General features: G+C 60.4%; 17 protein-coding genes. 11 read left to right on the forward strand and 6 right to left on the reverse strand.

Annotated elements, in window-relative coordinates:
• Positions 1-55 precede the first annotated feature (55 nt).
• Entirely contained in the window at positions 56-502 is a 447-nt protein-coding gene (locus F8N66_RS30110; RefSeq protein WP_150773534.1) for a response regulator, read from the reverse strand.
• A 260-nt stretch (positions 503-762) separates the two neighbouring features.
• Between F8N66_RS30110 and F8N66_RS30115 the strand changes: the two genes are divergently transcribed.
• From F8N66_RS30115 to F8N66_RS30155, 9 genes are all read left to right on the forward strand, one after another.
• Positions 763-2,697, forward strand: a complete 1,935-nt coding sequence (locus F8N66_RS30115) for a putative nucleotidyltransferase substrate binding domain-containing protein (protein ID WP_318195463.1) — start codon at positions 763-765, stop codon at positions 2,695-2,697.
• Entirely contained in the window at positions 2,694-3,401 is a 708-nt protein-coding gene (locus F8N66_RS30120; RefSeq protein WP_150773536.1) for a PolC-type DNA polymerase III, read from the forward strand. Before F8N66_RS30115 ends, F8N66_RS30120 begins: the two co-directional genes overlap by 4 nt.
• A 230-nt stretch (positions 3,402-3,631) precedes the next feature.
• Positions 3,632-4,150: an RNA polymerase sigma factor gene (locus F8N66_RS30125; protein ID WP_150773537.1), complete on the forward strand. Its 519-nt coding sequence runs from the start codon at positions 3,632-3,634 to the stop codon at positions 4,148-4,150.
• Entirely contained in the window at positions 4,147-5,121 is a 975-nt protein-coding gene (locus tag F8N66_RS30130) for a FecR domain-containing protein (protein ID WP_150773538.1), read from the forward strand. The genes F8N66_RS30125 and F8N66_RS30130 overlap by 4 nt, the downstream gene beginning before the upstream one ends.
• A 197-nt stretch (positions 5,122-5,318) precedes the next feature.
• Complete coding sequence (locus F8N66_RS30135) at positions 5,319-7,742, forward strand: TonB-dependent siderophore receptor (protein ID WP_150773539.1); 2,424 nt, start codon at positions 5,319-5,321, stop codon at positions 7,740-7,742.
• Positions 7,743-7,814: 72 nt separating this feature from the next.
• Positions 7,815-8,945, forward strand: a complete 1,131-nt coding sequence (locus F8N66_RS30140; RefSeq protein WP_150773540.1) for a PepSY-associated TM helix domain-containing protein — start codon at positions 7,815-7,817, stop codon at positions 8,943-8,945.
• Complete coding sequence (locus F8N66_RS30145; protein WP_150773541.1) at positions 8,942-9,121, forward strand: hypothetical protein; 180 nt, start codon at positions 8,942-8,944, stop codon at positions 9,119-9,121. The genes F8N66_RS30140 and F8N66_RS30145 overlap by 4 nt, the downstream gene beginning before the upstream one ends.
• A 183-nt stretch (positions 9,122-9,304) precedes the next feature.
• Positions 9,305-9,934, forward strand: coding sequence for a glutathione S-transferase (locus tag F8N66_RS30150; RefSeq protein ID WP_150773542.1), 630 nt, complete (start codon positions 9,305-9,307; stop codon positions 9,932-9,934).
• 104 nt (positions 9,935-10,038) lie between these two features.
• Positions 10,039-10,902, forward strand: coding sequence for an RHS repeat-associated core domain-containing protein (locus tag F8N66_RS30155; protein WP_150773543.1), 864 nt, complete (start codon positions 10,039-10,041; stop codon positions 10,900-10,902).
• Between the two features lie 226 nt (positions 10,903-11,128).
• On the opposite strand, the gene creD is transcribed toward F8N66_RS30155, so the two are convergent.
• The 3 genes from creD to creB all read right to left on the reverse strand — a co-directional run bounded on the left by creD (position 11,129) and on the right by creB (position 14,792).
• Positions 11,129-12,499: a cell envelope integrity protein CreD gene (gene creD, locus F8N66_RS30160; RefSeq protein WP_150773544.1), complete on the reverse strand. Its 1,371-nt coding sequence runs from the start codon at positions 12,497-12,499 to the stop codon at positions 11,129-11,131.
• A 191-nt stretch (positions 12,500-12,690) separates the two neighbouring features.
• Entirely contained in the window at positions 12,691-14,109 is a 1,419-nt protein-coding gene (gene creC / locus F8N66_RS30165; protein WP_150773545.1) for a two-component system sensor histidine kinase CreC, read from the reverse strand.
• Complete coding sequence (creB, locus tag F8N66_RS30170) at positions 14,109-14,792, reverse strand: two-component system response regulator CreB (protein WP_150773546.1); 684 nt, start codon at positions 14,790-14,792, stop codon at positions 14,109-14,111. Before creB ends, creC begins: the two co-directional genes overlap by 1 nt.
• Before the next feature lie 179 nt (positions 14,793-14,971).
• Here creB and F8N66_RS32285 point away from each other — a divergent pair, with 179 nt between their 5' ends.
• Positions 14,972-15,772, forward strand: coding sequence for an RHS repeat-associated core domain-containing protein (locus F8N66_RS32285; protein WP_150773547.1), 801 nt, complete (start codon positions 14,972-14,974; stop codon positions 15,770-15,772).
• A gap of 26 nt (positions 15,773-15,798) precedes the next feature.
• On the opposite strand, the gene F8N66_RS30180 is transcribed toward F8N66_RS32285, so the two are convergent.
• On the reverse strand, positions 15,799-16,302 hold the full coding sequence (locus F8N66_RS30180) for an ATP-dependent zinc protease (RefSeq protein ID WP_150773548.1): 504 nt from the start codon (positions 16,300-16,302) through the stop codon (positions 15,799-15,801).
• A 286-nt stretch (positions 16,303-16,588) separates the two neighbouring features.
• Here F8N66_RS30180 and F8N66_RS30185 point away from each other — a divergent pair, with 286 nt between their 5' ends.
• Positions 16,589-17,476: an acyltransferase gene (locus F8N66_RS30185; RefSeq protein ID WP_150773549.1), complete on the forward strand. Its 888-nt coding sequence runs from the start codon at positions 16,589-16,591 to the stop codon at positions 17,474-17,476.
• On the opposite strand, the gene F8N66_RS30190 is transcribed toward F8N66_RS30185, so the two are convergent.
• A complete protein-coding gene (locus F8N66_RS30190) occupies positions 17,477-18,031 on the reverse strand; it encodes a DUF2780 domain-containing protein (RefSeq protein ID WP_150773550.1) in 555 nt (184 codons plus the stop codon).
• Between the last annotated feature and the right edge of the window lie 243 nt (positions 18,032-18,274).

Raw genomic sequence — 18,274 nt, forward strand, 5'->3', positions numbered from 1 at the left:
TGAATGATCGCATTGCCCTGTAGGAGCTGCCGAAGGCTGCGATCTTTTCGGCTATTCACAAATCCATCCCCAACTCATGCTTGACCAACCCCAACAACTTGCCGGTATCGATGGGCTTGAGCAGGAAATCCACCACGCTCAAATGCATCGCCGCGATGGCATCCTTCACGTCGGCATCGCCGGAGACAATGATGAACGGCATCGCTGCCCTCACCGACTCCCGCACCTGACGGATCAGGTCCAGGCCATCGACATTGCCCATGCGCAGGTCGGTAATCACCAGGCCGATCGAGGGTTTCTCTTCCAGCATCTTGAGTGCGCTTTCGCCGCTGGCCGCCGTCATGCAACGAATGCCATCCAGGGCCAGGATCTCTGACAGTAATTCCCGGGCGTCCTTGTCGTCGTCAACGATCAGCACCCGCTGCGGTGGCAGGTCGGGTTCCAGCATGACGGCACTGAGCGCTTCGCGCTCGGCGTCACTCAAAATATCGTGGTCGGACATGGCGTTCTCTACATGTTCAGTACAATTCCCTAGCACAGTGGTGAGACATCGCTAAGCAGACCTTCAATGTGCACTTCGTCGGATAATTTTCCAATAGCTAAGTCGAGAGGTTTTTCTCTCATTAGCGTGGGTTTTTTCCGACATTTGATCACACCGATTGCCTACCTAGACTTACGTCCAATGGGCACCCCGACCGCAGGGGTCGACCATGGGTGAGTCATCCGACAACAACAAATCCAAAAAAGACTGCGGTAATGGTTATGAGTAAAGCGGACGCCTTCACACAGGCAGGGAAAACCGCGGTGTTGCAAAACATCCAGGGCACTTTGCAATTCCTTCAGCGCTTCCCGCCCTTCAACCAGATGGAACACGCCCACCTGGCGTACCTGGTCGAGCAATGCCAACTGCGTTTCTACGGCCCCGGCGAAAGCATCATCAAGCCTGCCGATGGCCCGGTTGAGCACTTTTACATCGTCAAGCAGGGCCGGGTGGTGGGCGAGCGTCCGCATTCGGCCAAGGGCGGCACTGAAACCACGTTTGAAATCACCACCGGCGAGTGCTTTCCCCTCGCCGCGCTGCTGGGAGAGCGGGCGACCCGCACTGAACACCTGGCCGCCGAAGACACCTTTTGCCTGCAACTCAACAAGCTGGCATTCATCAAGCTATTCGCCATTTCCCACACCTTTCGCGATTTTGCCCTACGCGGCGTGAGCAGCCTGCTGGACCAGGTGAACCAGCAGGTCCAGCAAAAAGCCGTGGAAACCCTCGGCACCCAGTACTCGCTCAACACCCGCCTGGGCGAACTGGCCATGCGTCATCCGGTGACGTGCAGCCCGACAACGCCGCTGCGTGAAGCCGTGACCCTGATGCACGAGCAGCAGGTCGGCAGCATCGTGGTGGTCAACGAACACAAAGCGCCGCTGGGGATTTTCACCCTGCGCGATTTACGCCAGGTGGTGGCCAATGGCACCGGCGATTTCAACGAAGCCATCGAACGACACATGACCCAGGCGCCGTTTTACCTGAGCCCGGATCACAGCGCGTTCGACGCGGCGATTGCCATGACCGAGCGGCACATCGCCCACGTCTGCCTGGTCAAGGACCAGCGCCTGTGCGGCGTGGTGTCCGAGCGGGATCTGTTTTCCCTGCAGCGCGTCGACCTGGTGCACCTGGCCCGCACCATCCGCAGCGCCCAGCGCGTGGAAAACCTGGTGGCGCTGCGTGGCGAGATCGGCCAACTGGTGGAACGCATGCTGGCCCACGGCGCGTCTTCGACCCAAATCACCCACATCATCACCCTGCTCAACGACCACACCGTGTGCCGGGTAATCGAACTGACCCTGGCCGAGAAAGGCGACCCCGGCATTCCCTTCAGCTGGCTGTGTTTCGGCAGCGAAGGTCGCCGCGAGCAGACACTGCACACCGACCAGGACAACGGCATTCTGTTCGAAGCCCGGGATGCCGCCCACGCGGCGGAAATTCGCGGAAAACTGCTGCCCATTGCCCACCAGATCAACCACAGCCTGGCGCTGTGCGGTTTCACCCTGTGCAAAGGCAACATCATGGCGGGCAACCCCGAGCTGTGCCTGTCCCGGGTCGAATGGGCACGACGCTTTGCCGCGTTCATACGCGAGGCCACGCCGGAGAACCTGTTGGGGTCGAGCATTTATTTCGATTTGCGTGTGGTCTGGGGCAGCGAGCAAGGCTGTGAACAGTTGCGTCGCGGGATTCTCGACCAGGTCGGCGACAACCGTCTGTTCCAACGCATGATGGCCGAGAATGCCTTGCGCAATCGCCCGCCCGTGGGACGCTTCCGTGAGTTTGTGCTGGCGCGCAAAAATGGCGAGAAGGCCACCCTGGACCTGAAGATCCAGGGCCTGACGCCCTTTGTCGACGGCGCGCGCTTGCTGGCGCTGGCCCATGGCATCGAGGCCAACAATACCCTGGAGCGTTTCCGCCAACTGGTGGATAAAGAAGTCATCGAGCCACTCGATGGCGCGGCCTACGAAGAGGCGTATCACTTCATCCAGCAGACCCGCATGCAGCAACATCAACGCCAGACCCGCGAGAACCTGCCCTACTCCAACCGGGTCGACCCCGACAGCCTCAATCATCTGGATCGACGAATCCTGCGTGAATCCCTGCGCCAGGCGCAGCGCCTGCAAAGCAGCCTGACGTTGCGGTATCAACTATGAGCCTGTTTTCATGGCTGCGCCCGGCCGGCCCGAGCCTGTCCGGTGATCTGCAACAACGTCTGCAACGCTTGCCGGCAGCGACGGCGCTGGGCGAATGCAGCCTGCGCGAGCAGCGCTGGGTGGTGCTCGACCTGGAAACCACCGGGCTGAACCTGAACAAGGACCGGGTGCTGTCCATCGGCGCGGTGGTGATCGAGGATGGCGCCATCGATTTCAGCCAGCAATTCGAACGCACCCTGCAATGCGCTGAGCTCAAACTCAGCCCCAGCGTGCTGATTCACGGGCTGGGCCCCAGTGCGATTGCGGCCGGCAGCGACCCGGCCCAGGCATTGCTCGACTTCATGGAGTTCGTCGGCGACAGCCCGTTGCTGGCCTTTCATGCGCCGTTCGACCAGCACATGCTGGGGCGGGCACTGAAAGATCATCTGGGTTACAAGTTGCAGCACGCCTTTCTGGATGTGGCGGACATTGCCCCCCTGCTGTGTCCGCAGGCCAACATCCGCGAGGCGGGACTGGACGAGTGGATCGACTGGTTCAAGCTGGAAGTCTTCGAGCGCCACAACGCCAGCGCCGACGCCCTGGCCACCGCCGAGCTGGCGTTGATCCTGTTCAGCCGGGCGCGGCAGCAGCAGATTCATAGCCCGGTGAATCTGCAGCAGCGGTTGAGCCAGTGGAAGCGCCGCCAGAATTCTCCATCCTTCTGAATTTCCAGTGCCTGTATCGGCCCCTTCGCGAGCAAGCCCGCTCCCACAATCGACCGCATCTGTCTGGAGCACCCGGTCAACTGTGGGAGCGGGCTTGCTCGCGAAGAACGATAACGCGGTCCAACTGCCCTCCAAACCACCCGACCAACGCCAATTGCTTTACCTCCCTCGCCTCTGACACAATCGCGAACAATTCTCGTTAGTTAACACTTCCCAATCGGTGATGCTACGTGTCGTCAGTCCCAAGCCCTCAAAGTGAGCTCGTCGGTGCGTTATATCGCGACCATCGCGGTTGGCTATTGGCCTGGCTTCGGCGCAATGTCACCTGCCCGCAACGGGCCGAAGACCTGAGCCAGGACACCTTCGTGCGCTTGCTGGGCCGCGAGGAACTGAAAGAACCGCGCGAGCCCCGGGCGTTCCTGGTGGCGATTGCCAAGGGCCTGCTGTTTGACTATTTCCGCCGCGCCGCGCTGGAACAGGCCTACCTCACCGAATTGATGCTGATTCCCGAAGCCGAGCAGCCCTCGGTGGAAGAACAGCAAATGATCCTCGAAGACCTGAAGAACATCGATCGCCTGCTCGGCAAGCTCTCGAGCAAGGCCCGGGCGGCGTTTCTGTATAACCGTCTCGACGGCCTGGGCCACGCGGAAATCGCCGAACGCCTGGGCGTGTCGGTGCCCCGTGTGCGCCAGTACCTGGCCCAGGGCGTCCGCCAGTGCTACATCGCGTTGTACGGTGAGCCGACATGAGCCCGGTCAGCTCCAAACCGGTGTCGGCGCAAGTGCTCGATGCCGCGATCGCCTGGCAATTGTCCCTGGACTCCGGCAACCCGGTGGAGCGCGAAGAGTTCGCCAAATGGCATGCCGCCCACGAAGAGCACGCTCGCGCGTGGCGCCAGCTGGGCATGCTCGACCAGCGTTTCAGCGTCGCCAGCGGCCCGGCCCGCACCGCATTGCTGCAATCGCGCGAAAGCATTCGCCGGCGGGTGCGCAAGCTTGGCAGCGGGCTGGCCAGTGTGGCCGCGGTCATCGGTCTGGCGCTGTTTGCCGGCGAGCGTTATCTGCCCGTCGACTATTGGCTGGCCGACCAGCGCACCGCCACCGGCGAGCAACGCACCCTTCGCCTGAGCGACGGCACCTTGATCAACCTCAACACCCACAGTGCCGTGGACGTGCGTTTCGATGAGCAGCAACGCCTGATCGTCCTGCAGGAAGGGGAAATCCTTGTCGAGACCGGCCATGGCGATGCCCGGCCGTTTATCGTCGAAACCCGTGAAGGCAGCATGCGCGCGCTGGGCACGCGGTTCCTGGTCAAGCGCGAGGAACAAGGCACGCGCCTGAGCGTGTTGCAGTCGGCGGTGGCGGCCCATCCGCAATCGAGCCTCGATGAACAGATCCTGCGCGAAGGCCAGCAGGTGCTGATCCGCAGCGACGGCCTGGGACCGGTTGCCGTGCTCAACCCGGGCGCCGATGCCTGGACGCGAGGCATGCTGGTGGTGGACAACGCGCGACTGGAAGATCTGGTGAATGAACTCGCCCGCTATCGCCCCGGGCACCTGGGCGTTGCACCGCAAGTGGCCGACCTGCGGATCACTGGCAGCTTCCCGCTCAAGGACACCAACCTGGCCCTGAGCGCCCTGCTGCCAACCCTGCCGGTGCAGATCGAACAGCGCACGCAGTGGTGGGTGACGGTGGCGGCGAAGACCGAGGTCAAGCCTTGATGTGAGGGTGTCCGGGCAAGCCCAGGATATCCACCCACCCTGTGGGAGCGGGCTTGCTCGCGAAGGGGCCCTCACCCTCACCACAAAAGCCCGATTTCATTTACTGAATCAAAATTATTTTCATCCAGCCCTATCACTTTTCGATTCTCGTCCGGCACCTAGGCAATTGAGAAGTATTCCCTTTCAGGAGCCGCTGTATGTCACGTTCACTCGACACCTTGATGCGCCCCGGTTTGCTGGCGGTTGCCATTGCCCTTTGCACGCCTTTGGCCAGCAGCCAACTGATCGCCGCCGAACAGGCGTCCAGCGTTCGTGCCTACAACCTGCCGGCCGCGCCGTTGGCCAGCACCCTGAACCAGATCGCCAGCCAGGCCGGCCTGGCGCTGTCGTTGAATCCATCCCTGGCCGCCGGCAAGACGTCCGCCCCGGTAAAAGGCCAGTTCGATGCCGCCGGCGCCCTGCAAGAAGCCTTGCGCGGCACCGGTCTGCAACTGGAACAGAGCGGGAGCACCTATACCCTGGTGGCCGTGCCCGAAGGCGTAATGGCCCTGCCCGCGACCAGCGTGATCGGCGTGGAGAGCACGGAAAGCGCCTGGGGTCCGGTGGAAGGCTACGTGGCCAAGCGCACCGCTGCCGGCAGCAAAACCGACACGGCACTGGTTGAAGCACCGCGCTCGATCTCGGTGGTGACCCGCGAGCAGATGGACGATCGCAACGTGCACACACTCGACGCCGCCGTGCGCTACTTGCCGGGCACCACCGGCGCCAGTTTCGGCAGCGATACCCGTGCCGACTGGTTGCGCGTGCGCGGTTTCGAGCCGACCCAGTTCCTGGACGGTCTGCCGCTGCCCAAGGGCGTCTATGCCAACCCCAAGCAGGAAACCTGGAACCTCGATCGCCTGGCCGTGCTGCGTGGCCCGGCCTCGTCCGTCTATGGCCAGACCCCGCCGGGTGGCTTGCTGGACATGGTCAGCCGCCGTCCCAGCGCCGAATCCAGCAATGAAATCCAGCTGCAATACGGCAGCGACAACCATCGCCAGATCAACTTTGCCAGCACCGGCAAGATCGACGATGAAGGTCAGTTCCTGTACGGCCTCAGCGGCGTGGTGCGTGATGGCGGAACCGCCATTGACCACATCGACGACAAGCGCTACAACATCGCGCCAAGCCTGACCTGGAACATCGACGAAGACACCCGGCTGACGCTGCTCACGCAATTCACGCGTGACGATACCGGTATCACCAGCCAGTTCCGGCCAATCCAGGGCACCAAGATCCACTCGCCACTGGGCGATATTTCCCATCACAAGAACCTGGGCGACCCGGACTGGGAATACTACGACCGTACTTACTACGCACTGGGCTACGCCTTCGAACACCGCCTGAACGATGTCTGGCAGTTCCGCCAGAACCTGCGCTACACCAAGTCGGACCTGTCCTTCCAGGCCCTCACCCCCGGCGCCTACCCGTTTACCCAGGTCGATGCCGACGGTAACGTTGGCCGTACCAGCACCACGACCGACGAGGACATCAGTCAGTTCGCCGTGGACAACAACATGCAGGCTGACTTCGCCACCGGCGACATCCGCCACACCCTGCTGATCGGCCTCGATCACCAGCGCACCAACACCAATTACACCTCGATCTTCGGCGACGGCTTGACGACCAACGTTAACAACCCGGTCTATGGCCTGCCAATCGTGCGTCCGCCTCGCTCGTCGGCCTTCTACGATTACAACCAGAAGACCTATCAGACCGGCCTGTATGTGCAGGACCAGATGGCCCTCGATCAATGGCGCCTGACGCTGGGTGGCCGTGAAGACTGGGTCCACACCAGCACCAAGTTCTTCAACAAGGGCGATGCCACCAACACCGACCGCAACAAGAACTTCAGCGGCAACGCAGCGATCAGCTACGTATTCGACAACGGCGTCGTGCCTTACCTGTCCTACGCCGAATCGTTCCAGCCGGCGAGCAACGCCGATACCTCCACCACCGAATCGTTCAAGCCGACCGAAGGCAAGCAGTGGGAACTGGGTATCAAGTACCAGCCACCTGGCAGCAACACGTTGCTGACCGCCGCGGTGTATGACCTGACCCAGAAAAATGTCTCGGTCACCAACAACATCGGCGGCATTCCGGTCACCAGCCAGACCGGTGAAGTCAAGGTCAAGGGTCTGGAGCTGGAAGCTGTTTCCGATGTGACGGAAAACCTCAAGCTCACCGCCGCGTACACCTTGGCCAAATCCGAAGTGCAAGACGGCACGTTCAAGGGCAATCGCCTGCAACTGATGCCTAACCAGACCGCGTCGGCGTGGGCCGATTACACCTGGCACAACGGCGTGCTGGATGGCTTCGGCATCGGCGGCGGCGTTCGCTACACCGGCAACACCTATGGCGACCAGGCCAACACCGAGCTCGGTAAGGCCGATGCCTACACCGTGTTCGACGCGACGGTGCACTACGACCTCGGCCGTCTGGACAACAGCCTCAAAGGGGCGTCGCTGGCACTCAACGCGACCAACCTGTTCGACAAGGACTATCTCTCCACCTGCGACAGTTTCTACTGCTACTACGGCGATGAACGCAGCGTCGTCGCCAGTGCCACCTACAAGTGGTAAAGGCTTGAACTGACACGCCCGGTACCCAGGCCGTCCTACGAGGACGGCTTTGGTATTTCTGGAGGCTATGAAATGAAAAGTAAAACAATTCGCCGCTGGTCCTTCGTCCACACCTGGACCAGCCTGATCTGCACGGTATTCCTGTTGCTGCTGGCACTGACCGGCCTGCCGTTGATCTTTCACCACGAGATCGACCACCTGCTGGGCGATGCGCCGCAAGTGAAGGAAATGCCCGCGGACACCCCGCGCCTGGATTTGCAGCAGCTGGTGGCGGCAGCCGAGAAGCATCGCCCTGGTGAAGTCATGCAGTATTTCGGCTTCGAGGACGATGAGCCCAATGCCGTACTGACCATCATGGCGGCGACCGCCGGCACCGAACCGAACTCGTCCCATACCTTCATGCTCGACGCCCGCACTGGCGAGGCGCTGGAAACGCCGTCGGCCAACGGCGGTTTCATGATGACCATGCTGCGCCTGCACGTGGACATGTTCGCCGGCCTGCCGGGCAAGTTGTTGCTGGCGTTCATGGGCCTGCTGTTCGTTGTCGCGATTGTCTCGGGCACGGTGTTGTACCTGCCGTTCATGCGCCGCCTGACATTCGCCACCGTGCGCCAGGACAAATCCACCCGCCTGCGCTGGCTCGACCTGCATAACCTGATTGGCGTGGTGACCTTGACCTGGGCCCTGGTCGTTGGCGTGACCGGCGTGATCAGCGCCTGCGCCGACCTGCTGATCGCCGCGTGGCGCACCGACAGCCTGAGCGCGATGATCGCCCCGTACCGCGACGCACCGCCACTGACGCAACTCGCGCCGGCCACGCGCTTGCTCGACATCGCCAAGGACGTCGCACCAGGCATGCAGCCGGACTTCATCGCGTTTCCCGGCACGCGGTTCTCCAGCGAGCACCATTACGCGGTGTTCATGAAGGGCAGCACGCACTTGACCTCGCACCTGCTGACGCCCGTGCTGATCGACGCCAGCACCCTGCAAGTCACCGCCGTGGCGCAGCGGCCGTGGTACATGGACGCCATGGGCATGTCGCAGCCCCTGCATTTCGGTGACTACGGCGGCATGCCGATGAAAATCCTCTGGGCGACCCTGGATGTGCTGACGATCATCGTCCTCGGCAGCGGCGTGTACTTGTGGGTGGTACGGCGCAAGGCCGCGAAACCCGTGCTGGAAAAAGCCGGGAGCGTGGCATGAAACCGCGCCAGTCTAACTTCTGGAAGGTATTTGCCACGCCCTCCGTCATCGCCCTGTTCAGCGCGGCCGGGCTGTTTGCCGCGCTGCTCGGCGATGGCCCGTGGGATGCCCTGAGCTGGCTGGGGCTGGGCATCCCTGCCGTCCTCGCCTTGCGTGGCCTCCTCCAACGCCACTGATCTGCACAAAACCCACAACCCCACCGATCTACTGTAGGAGCGAGCCTGCTCGCGATGCACCTGAGAACGCCTCGGAGTGTCAGGACGCCAGCGTCATCGTTGACGACCATCGCGAGCAGGCTCGCTCCTACAGAGTTCCACACGCTATGCTGCCTCGACTCCGCCACCGACCGAGACGCTGCCATGTCCGCCCCGAGCATGACCCTGTACCACAACCCGCTTTCCCCTTTCGTCCGCAAAGTCATGGTGCTGCTGCACGAAACCGGTCAACAGGACCGCGTGGCCCTGCAAAACTGCGTGCTCACACCGGTCGATCCGGACAGCGCACTGATCAGCGACAACCCCCTGAGCAAGATCCCGGCACTGCGTCTGGCCGACGGCAACGTCATCCACGACAGTCGGGTGATCCTCGACTACCTCGATCACCAGCACGTCGGCAACCCGCTGATCCCCCGCGAAGGCTCGGCCCGCTGGCGCCGCCTGACCCTGGCTTCCCTGGCCGACGGGATCATGGACGCCGCCGTCCTGGTGCGCTACGAAGTCGCCCTGCGCGCCCCGGAAAAACACTGGGACGCCTGGCTCGACGGCCAGCGCGACAAAATCCGCCGCGCCCTGGCGTTGCTGGAAAAAGACGCCATCGCAGAACTGACCAGCCATTTCGACGTGGCGGCGATCAGCGTGGCGTGCGCATTGGGTTATGTGGATCTGCGCCACCCGGACCTGGATTGGCGCGAGGCGAATCCGCAGCTGGCGGCGTGGTACTTCGAAGTGAGCCAGCGGCCTTCGATGCTGGCGACGATGCCGAAGGTTTGAGTTTGGCAAGGTCAAAGGACTAGCAGTTCTGATAGTAGGCAAAGGCTGAAAATACTCCGACACTGAAACCGCCTTCCTTTGGGTTTGGGATCGGAGATCAGCCAATGCCTGCGCGCTCACGCAAGACACTCTTGTTAGCACCCGATTATGCGGGCTCCGTCTCGAACACCGTCGATTCGACCCGAAACAATGCCATCGCCTACACGCCCTACGGAGATAGCCCAACGGGCGAAGACCCGCAGAATCAGTTTCGATTTAATGGCGTATTTCGGGAGGCAATGACAGGCTGGTATTCGCTGGGCAATGGTTATCGAATGTACAGCCCGGTATTGATGCGGTTTTTAAATCAGGACAGTTTTAGCCCGTTTGGGAAAGGTGGTTTGAATGCATATGCGTATTGCGGGGGAGATTCGATCAATAGACGAGACCCCAATGGCAGGGCCTGGCTTGCACAATTTATTACACAGGCCAACAGACATCTCACCCGCGTCGGAGTCGATCCGCTTTCTGAAACTACAGTACATGCCTTGACCAATCGGGTCCATGTATTAGGTGGTGAGGGCGTAGTCGAAAAACTAGCAAAACGAGCGAATGTAAAAACTCACTATTACCTACTTAATGACCTACCAGAGTTAAATCCTATCGAACTCAACACATCATCAATGCAACATTTGACGGAGACAATAGAAACCCTGAAAGCAAGAGAACTAGTCCAACTTGACATTGCTGCGACATTAATCAACTCCAACCCAGACCGCGCCTTACGTTACACCAGGATGGCACGCAGAACGCAATCAAGCATTGAACAACTTGAGGCCCCAATGCACTCGATTCGTTCAGAGCCACCACCCAACTACTTTACTGCCATTACCACACCTCGCAACCATAACAGACTACCCTCTTATAGAGAGGCAATTGTGTATAGCGAAGGAAGTAGAAATCTGTCTCAATGGAGAGTGACCAACTAGCAGAGACAAAAGGAGGACAAAAGGGGACGACAAAAGGGGACAGATTTATTTAAAGCATGAAGAGTTAAATCTGCCCCCAATTTAGCTTGCCCCTACTCAGCCCTCCCCTTCCTGGAGCGAGCCGGCACCCGATAGGACCTCACTCGATCAACGGGAAACAACATCGCAATCCGCATCGCCAACACCTCCCCTTCCCGCTGATCCTCCCGCAACCCCACCGACCGGCTCATTCCACCGCTCCCAGATCAAACTCAACCGGTTTGGCCACCTTCTGCCCAACCCCATACCAATCCAGCTTGCGCGTCAGCACCATGAACACACCCAACACCCCAAACAGCAACAACGACCCCATCAACAGCGCGTAATCCTCGGCACTCAACAAGCCATACAGCAGCCCGTACAACGCCGCCAACCCCGCGGAAAAACTCAAGCCGTGACGCACGCTGCGCAGCACATGGCAGACATAGAACCCGATCAACAACACACAACCACTGGCCGACAACACATACGCCAGGGCAAAACCGATGTGTTCGGACAACGACAGCAACAGCAGATAAAAGAACGCCAACGCCACACCCACCAGCGCGTATTGCACCGGGTGCACCGCCAGGCTTTTCAGCACTTCGAAGAGGAAGAATCCGGCGAAGGTCAGGACGATGAACAGCAGTGCGTATTTGATCGCGCGGTCACTTTTCAAATACTGGTCCACGGGGTCGATGAAGCTCACGCCGAAGCTGCGTCCATGAAACCCCTCGCAGCTGCTACGGGACACGCAACTGTTCAAGGCTTCTTGCAGATTGGTGGAGAAGAACGAGGTCTGCCAGTTGGCGGTGAAACCCAGATCGGTGATGTCGCGCCGGGCCGGCAGGTAGTTGCCGATGAAGCTGGGGTGCGGCCAGTTGGCGGCCAGCGAGACTTTGCTGGTTTTGCCCACCGGCAGGATCTGCAACTGGCCAGTGCCTTGCAGTTTCAAGTCGAAGCCGAAGGCCAGTTCGGTGGTTTGCTTCGCGTCCAGGACCGGCAGTGTCACGTGGACGCCCTCGCCCAGCCAGCCGACCTGGCTACCAGGAACGAAGTCCAGTTGCTGGTCATTGAGTTCGAGTTTCAAGGCGTTCTCGATGCCGCGTATGTCGCTGATCCCGACGGCAAGAAAGGGTCGGTCGAACTGGTAATCGGCGAAGTCTTCCTGGATGCCCAGTTGCGCCGGCAACGAAAAATGCCCGCTGATACGGTTGTCGGCGTGGAACAGCCGCGCCTGGTAAATGCCTCGCGAGCGCAGCTCGGTCTGGACTTGCCCGTCGAGTTCGAAGCGCTCCGGCAGGAAATACAATCGGCCGCGTTCTTCGCCGATGTCCTGATAGCGTTCGTTGGTTTTTTCGTTGAGCTTCCAGGTGCGCACCACTTTGCGATACGGCACCACCAGCAACGGCCCGCTCAATTGCTGGCTGTAGCTGGAGCTGCGGGCGATGTCTTCGAGCACCGCGTCGCGCTGTTGCTGGCGGTCCTGAATGACGCCGTTGATCATCAGCAGCGGGATCAGCAACAACAGAATCAGAAGGGCGATGGCCCCGAGTTTCAAGGTCAGATGGCGGTTCATGGGACTCTCCCTGTTTGGATGGGGAGAGTCTGGGGTGGGTGTGTGGGGGCTTTATGGAAGGAATATGGAGATTGTGTGGAGAATGGGCCGGCCTCTTCGCGAGCAAGCCCGCTCCCACATTTGATTGCATTGGTTCAGAGTGCTCGGTCAAATGTGGGAGCGGGCTTGCTCGCGAATGCCGCGGCTCGGTCCTAAGCCAGGCGCAACCTGACTTCAACCCCGCCCTCAACATTGCCGATGCTCATCACCCCACCATGCAACTTGGCCACTTCCTCGACAAAATTAAGCCCCAGCCCGGTGCTTTTACGCCCACTGTCCGGTCTCGGCAGGGAGTAGAAACGCTCGGTCAATCGCGGCAGCGCATAGTCGGGAATCGCCTCGGCCTGATTGAACAGTGTGATCTCGATCTGCTCGCCCACCCGCTCGGCAGTGAATCGCAACGCGCCCCGGGTCGGCGTGAAATCCAGCGCGTTCTCCAGCAGGTTCGCCAGTGCCTGACGCAATAGAAACGGCTCCCCCATCAGCGTCAGATCCGTCGCAAGGGTTCGTTCAACCCGCAACTGTTTGCCTTCGATGCGTGCCGCCTGAGCGTTCAACACTTCATCCACCAATGCCGCCAGCGGCACGCTCACCCGTTCTTCCAGCCCCTGACGTTGCTCAACCTGCGCCAGGTTCAACAAACGCTCGATCAGTTGCTGCATCCGCGCACTCTCGCTGTCGATGTTGCTAACAAAACGCTGCCGCTGGTCCAGCGGCATCTCGCCTTGCAGCAACTCCGCCGCGCCGCGAATCGCCGCCAGCGGGCTCTTGAGTTCGTGGGTCAGCGTGTGCACGTAACGCTCGACGTAGGCCTTGCCCTCCAGCTGCGTACGCATTTGTTCCACGGCGGTCGCCAGTTGCTCCAGCTCGCCACCCCGATAATGCGGGACCTCGATCCGCCGCCCTTCGCTCACCGCCTGCGCATAGAGGGTCAAGCGCCGCAGCGCCCGGCTCAGCCACCAGGACAGCAGCGCGCCGAACAGCAGGCCGAGACCGATCAGGCCGGCGCCATAGGCCAACAACCGCCGCTCCGTGCGGTCGACGTAGGGCTGCAACGAGCTGTTGGGTTTGGCCACGGTGACCACGCCGATGATCTGCCCGTTATCGCGTATCGGCGCGCCGACGTGCATCACCGAGGAACTCGCATCCTCAGGATCGCTGCGGCTGGAGCGGGCGCCGTACTCGCCGCGCAGCGTCAGGTAAACGTCATTCCAGCGCGAGTAATCCTGGCCGACCGCCGTGCCGCTGGAATCAAGCACCACGATGCCCTTGGCGTCGGTGACATAGATGCGGTGGTTGACCTGGTTCTTCGGCAGGCCCCAGATCGTCGCGGCCGGCTGGCGTTCGCCGTAAGCCCTGAGCAGCTCCGGCCAGCGGTTCTGATTGAGGGTGCCGGCCTTGAAGTCGTCGCGCAGGATCTCGGCCATCAGGTTGGCGGTGTCGACCAGGGTTTCTTCGGTGGACTGGCGCACGCCGGGACGGATTTCCTCCATCACGGTGTTGAGCACGAAGTAACCGGTCAGGCCGATGAACAGCACATAGACCAGGAAAATCCGTATCCCCAGGGGCATCAGCTGTGCCCCGGGTTGTAGCTGTAGCCGAGGCCACGATGGGTCTGGATCGGCTCGGCATCGGCCTTCACCAGCCGCAGTTTGGCGCGCACGCTCTTGATATGGCTGTCGATGCTGCGCTCGTAACCGGCATCGGCGGCAATGCCCAGCGCATCGAGCAATTGCTCGCGGCTGAAAACCCGTTCGGGTTGTTCGAGCAGGCATTGCAGCAGGCGGAATTCGTGACGGGTGAGGGTCAGCCACTCACCGCGATAGCTGATCTGCACCCGCTCGTTGTCGATGCGAAACAGCGTCGACGATGAGGGCCCGGCCACCGCGCGCGGCGCCATGCGCTTGAGAATCGCCCGGACCCGCGCCGCCACTTCGCGGGGGCTGAATGGCTTGACCACGTAATCGTCGGCGCCGATTTCCAGGCCCACCACACGATCAATCTCCCCGTCGCGAGCACTGAGGAACATCACCGGCACTTCACTGAAGCGCCGCAATTGCTTGCAGGTTTCGAAACCGCTGATGTCCGGCAGGCCGATGTCGAGGATGATCAGGTCAGCCGGCGCCTGGCGCTGATGCTCCAGCGCCGCCGCCCCCAGGCTCAGCCAGGTGGTGGTGAAGCCTTCGCCCTGCAAGGCAAAAACCAGGGTGTCGGCAATCGCCGCTTCGTCTTCGACAATCAGGATATGAGGCATGGCGTCCGAGCCCGTCAGGTAAGTGGGCGAACGGTGAACCAAGGGGGATTGCGCGTCAATCGGCAAGGGTAAATCGGTGGTGTGGTCTGTAGGAACTAGTAGTTCTGATAGTAGGCAAAGGCTGACAAAGGAACGATGCTGGACTTTCTTTTCACGGGTTCCGGCATAGGAAAAAGCTGATGCCTACGCAGTCACGCAAGACCCTTCTCCTGGCCATCGACCAACAAAGTTCGGTGTTGAATGCCCTGGCCACGAATCGGCCTCATCCCATCGCCTACACACCCTATGGCCATCGCCCGATCGAGAACGGTTTACTGAGCCTGCTCGGGTTCAATGGTGAACTGTGTGACCCGCTGACCGGGCATTATCATTTGGGGAAGGGGTATCGGCAGTTCAATCCGGTGTTGATGCGGTTCAACAGTCCGGACAGTTGGAGTCCGTTTGGGGAGGGGGGATTGAATGCGTATGGTTACTGTGAGAGTGATCCAGTGAATAAGTTTGATTCGTCTGGACACACACCTAAATTATTGAAAAATCTTTTAAGAGCGTTTGGATTGATGGGCGATTCATACAAGACACCAGCCCTGACAACAAAAACTGGAAACTTGCTTCAGAAAAACACCCGAAACAACATTGACCTAGCACTTCCAGAGAATGGAAAACCAGCGAACACTTTGAAGACACAGTACCTTCTAGACGCAAACCAGCAAAACTCTTACTACGATGTTGTTTACACACCTCACAGAAAAAAGGAAAACCATTTCAAAATTCTTACCAGAGAACAACTACGTGAACAAAGAAAAAACTATGCCAAGAAGGTCATAAAACACCACAGAAAAAACCCAACACCTAGCCCTACTGGACACACCCGAAAAGTAACTTTCGCAGAATCTCAAGAGGTACATGAATTCGACTATGCGGAACATGAGCCTCTTGGTGGATGGGAAAAAGTATCAGACATCAGAAGTAATCGTCGCTGATTCATACCCTGAGAAGCTGTATTTATTCAGCAGTTCGGCTTATCCGCCGTAAACCGCCGCGCCGGATTCACCGCCGCCCCAAACTCACGCAACGCCTTCGCACCGATCAGCAGCGGATAATTGAAGCTGCTGCGGTCGGTGAGGTTCACCTCAACCGTGCGCTTCACATTTCCCAGGCACAACTCCAGATCCACCACCGGCCGCTTGGTCGGCGCTGCCACGTCTTCGTCCTCGTCCTCCTCGGAGCGGGTCTTGATCTTGCTGATCCGCGCCACCTTGTGCTCGTACACCTTGTTGCTCGCATCCTTGGTGGCCAGGCGGAAACGCACCCAGTCCTCGCCATCGCGGGTGAAGGTTTCGATGTCTTTGGCCGACAGCGACGCGGTCAGGGCGCCGGTGTCCATCTTGGCCTTGAGCACTTCGCCGCCGATTTCCGGCAGGGCGATGTATTCGTAGCGCCCGTAGAGGGTCGGTTCGGCGGCCATGATGGGCAGGGCGACGAGGGACAGCAGTGCGAGCAGGGATTTCACGTGAGGGTTGTCCTTGAGAGAGGGGCAGCGAGATTTTAGACAGTCCGCCAGCTATTCGTTCGTTCTTCAGATCGCTTTCGCGAGCAGGCTCGCTCCTACAGGTTCTGCGTAAAACCTGTGGGAGCGAGCCTGCTCGCGAAGAGGCCAGTACCGTCACCCGGGTATCTGAACCCGGTAGCTTTACTCCAGCCTACCGCCAACAACGTGAAACATTCGTCACCCCCGATTTGGCCTGCCGCCCGAAGCTGCTTATCATGGCGCGCCCATCCGTTTCCACGAGTGACCTATGCGCCGCCTGCTCACCGGCAGTTTCGTGACCCTGCTGCTTTTACTCAACACCCTGGTCCTGATCGGGCCCTTGATGGTGTTTGCCCTGCTCAAACTGGTCCTGCCCGGCCGCTTTCGCGATTACGCTTCATGGGCGGTGATGTGGATCGCCGAGACCTGGTCGGAAATCGACAAGCTGATCTTCCGCCTGTGCATTCCCACGCAATGGGACATTCGCGGGGGAGATGGCTTGCGGCGCGATACCTCGTACCTGGTGGTCAGCAACCATCAATCCTGGGTCGATATTCCCGCACTGATCCAGACGCTGAACCGGCGTACGCCCTTCTTCAAGTTCTTCCTCAAGAAAGAGCTGATCTGGGTGCCCTTTCTCGGCCTGGCCTGGTGGGCGCTGGATTTCCCGTTCATGAAGCGCTACTCCAAGGCTTTTCTGGACAAACACCCGGAACTGGCGGGCAAGGACCTGGAAATCACCCGCCAGGCCTGCGAACTGTTCAAGCGCCAACCGGTGACTGTGGTGAATTACCTGGAAGGCACTCGCTTCACCGAGGCCAAGCGCTCTCAGCAACAGTCTTCCTTCACCCACCTGCTCAAGCCCAAGGCCGGTGGCGTGGCGTTCGTGCTGGCGGCCATGGGCGAACAGCTCGATGCCATCCTCGACGTGACGGTGGTGTATCCACAGCAGGACATTCCGGGGTTCTGGGATTTGCTCAGCGGCAAGGTGCCGAGAATCATCATCGATATCCAGACCCGCGAACTCGACCCGGCGCTTTGGCAGGGCGATTACGAAAACGATCCGCTGTTTCGTGAGAAGGTCCAGAACTGGGTCAACCAGCTCTGGACCGAGAAGGACGAGCGCATCGACGCCTTGCGCGCCGAACGCCCCTGATCAGCTGCCGATACCGGCGCCCCAGATCCCGCCCAGGCTTTGCAGCAACGCCCCGCCGACGCCCTGCTGACCGAGGTATTGCAAAATCACCGGGGTGAACAGGCCGATCATGCCGGTGTCCATGCCCAGGGCGCCGAAGGCGTTGTTGAGGTCATTGGTGTCCTTGACGTTGCCCAGGGCGTTATCCAGCCCCGCTGCCTTGCCGCTCGAACCGAGCAAACCGGCGAGCGCGCCCAACTCCCCGCCGCCGGAGAGCATGTCGATCCCCTGCACGCTCTTGGCCAGTTCCGAGTAGTCGGTCGAACTCAACTGGTTCTTGGCCAGCCCGAGCATCGCCCCGGCACCGCCGACGGCTTGTTGAGGGGTCACGTTCAACTGGCTCAGGGCGCCCAGCAAGTCGGCTGTCTCGGCAGTCGGCGCCGCTTGCGTGGCTGCGTTGTCGCCTTTCATGCCGGAAATGGCATTGGCCGCATCGCTCAAGCTGAACTGAGCAAAAACCGGGCTGGCCGCCAGGGTCATGAGCGATGCCAGTGCAAAACCGCGTGAAACCTTCATCCAGACACCCTCAATGAAAACCGCCCGGAAATGGGCGGCGAAAAACTGTCCGTTGGACTGGCAAGCCGATGGATTGTTCCGTACCCCTTGTGGGAGCGGGCTTGCTCGCGAATGCGGTGTATCAGTGGAAATCAACGTATCTGACACATCGCATTCGCGAGCAAGCCCGCTCCCACAAAAAACAATCGTCCTGCGCTGCATCCAGTCGAGGCCCTGCTGCGTATATCAATCACGGACAGACAG

Origin of the sequence: Pseudomonas fluorescens, assembly GCF_902498195.1 — a bacterium.
GTDB classification, from domain to species: Bacteria; Pseudomonadota; Gammaproteobacteria; order Pseudomonadales; family Pseudomonadaceae; genus Aquipseudomonas; species Aquipseudomonas fluorescens_BU.

What these genes read in the sequence shown, in the direction of transcription:
- F8N66_RS30145 (WP_150773541.1), top strand. Translation starts at nt 8,942, where the DNA reads ATGAAACCGCGCCAGTCTAACTTCTGGAAGGTATTTGCCACGCCCTCC.
- F8N66_RS30115 (WP_318195463.1), top strand. Translation starts at nt 763, where the DNA reads ATGAGTAAAGCGGACGCCTTCACACAGGCAGGGAAAACCGCGGTGTTG.
- F8N66_RS30110 (WP_150773534.1), bottom strand. Translation starts at nt 502, where the DNA reads ATGTCCGACCACGATATTTTGAGTGACGCCGAGCGCGAAGCGCTCAGT.
- F8N66_RS30155 (WP_150773543.1), top strand. Translation starts at nt 10,039, where the DNA reads ATGCCTGCGCGCTCACGCAAGACACTCTTGTTAGCACCCGATTATGCG.
- F8N66_RS30140 (WP_150773540.1), top strand. Translation starts at nt 7,815, where the DNA reads ATGAAAAGTAAAACAATTCGCCGCTGGTCCTTCGTCCACACCTGGACC.
- F8N66_RS30150 (WP_150773542.1), top strand. Translation starts at nt 9,305, where the DNA reads ATGTCCGCCCCGAGCATGACCCTGTACCACAACCCGCTTTCCCCTTTC.
- F8N66_RS30120 (WP_150773536.1), top strand. Translation starts at nt 2,694, where the DNA reads ATGAGCCTGTTTTCATGGCTGCGCCCGGCCGGCCCGAGCCTGTCCGGT.
- F8N66_RS30130 (WP_150773538.1), top strand. Translation starts at nt 4,147, where the DNA reads ATGAGCCCGGTCAGCTCCAAACCGGTGTCGGCGCAAGTGCTCGATGCC.
- F8N66_RS30185 (WP_150773549.1), top strand. Translation starts at nt 16,589, where the DNA reads ATGCGCCGCCTGCTCACCGGCAGTTTCGTGACCCTGCTGCTTTTACTC.
- creD (WP_150773544.1), bottom strand. Translation starts at nt 12,499, where the DNA reads ATGAACCGCCATCTGACCTTGAAACTCGGGGCCATCGCCCTTCTGATT.
- F8N66_RS30190 (WP_150773550.1), bottom strand. Translation starts at nt 18,031, where the DNA reads ATGAAGGTTTCACGCGGTTTTGCACTGGCATCGCTCATGACCCTGGCG.
- creC (WP_150773545.1), bottom strand. Translation starts at nt 14,109, where the DNA reads ATGCCCCTGGGGATACGGATTTTCCTGGTCTATGTGCTGTTCATCGGC.
- F8N66_RS30135 (WP_150773539.1), top strand. Translation starts at nt 5,319, where the DNA reads ATGTCACGTTCACTCGACACCTTGATGCGCCCCGGTTTGCTGGCGGTT.
- creB (WP_150773546.1), bottom strand. Translation starts at nt 14,792, where the DNA reads ATGCCTCATATCCTGATTGTCGAAGACGAAGCGGCGATTGCCGACACC.
- F8N66_RS32285 (WP_150773547.1), top strand. Translation starts at nt 14,972, where the DNA reads ATGCCTACGCAGTCACGCAAGACCCTTCTCCTGGCCATCGACCAACAA.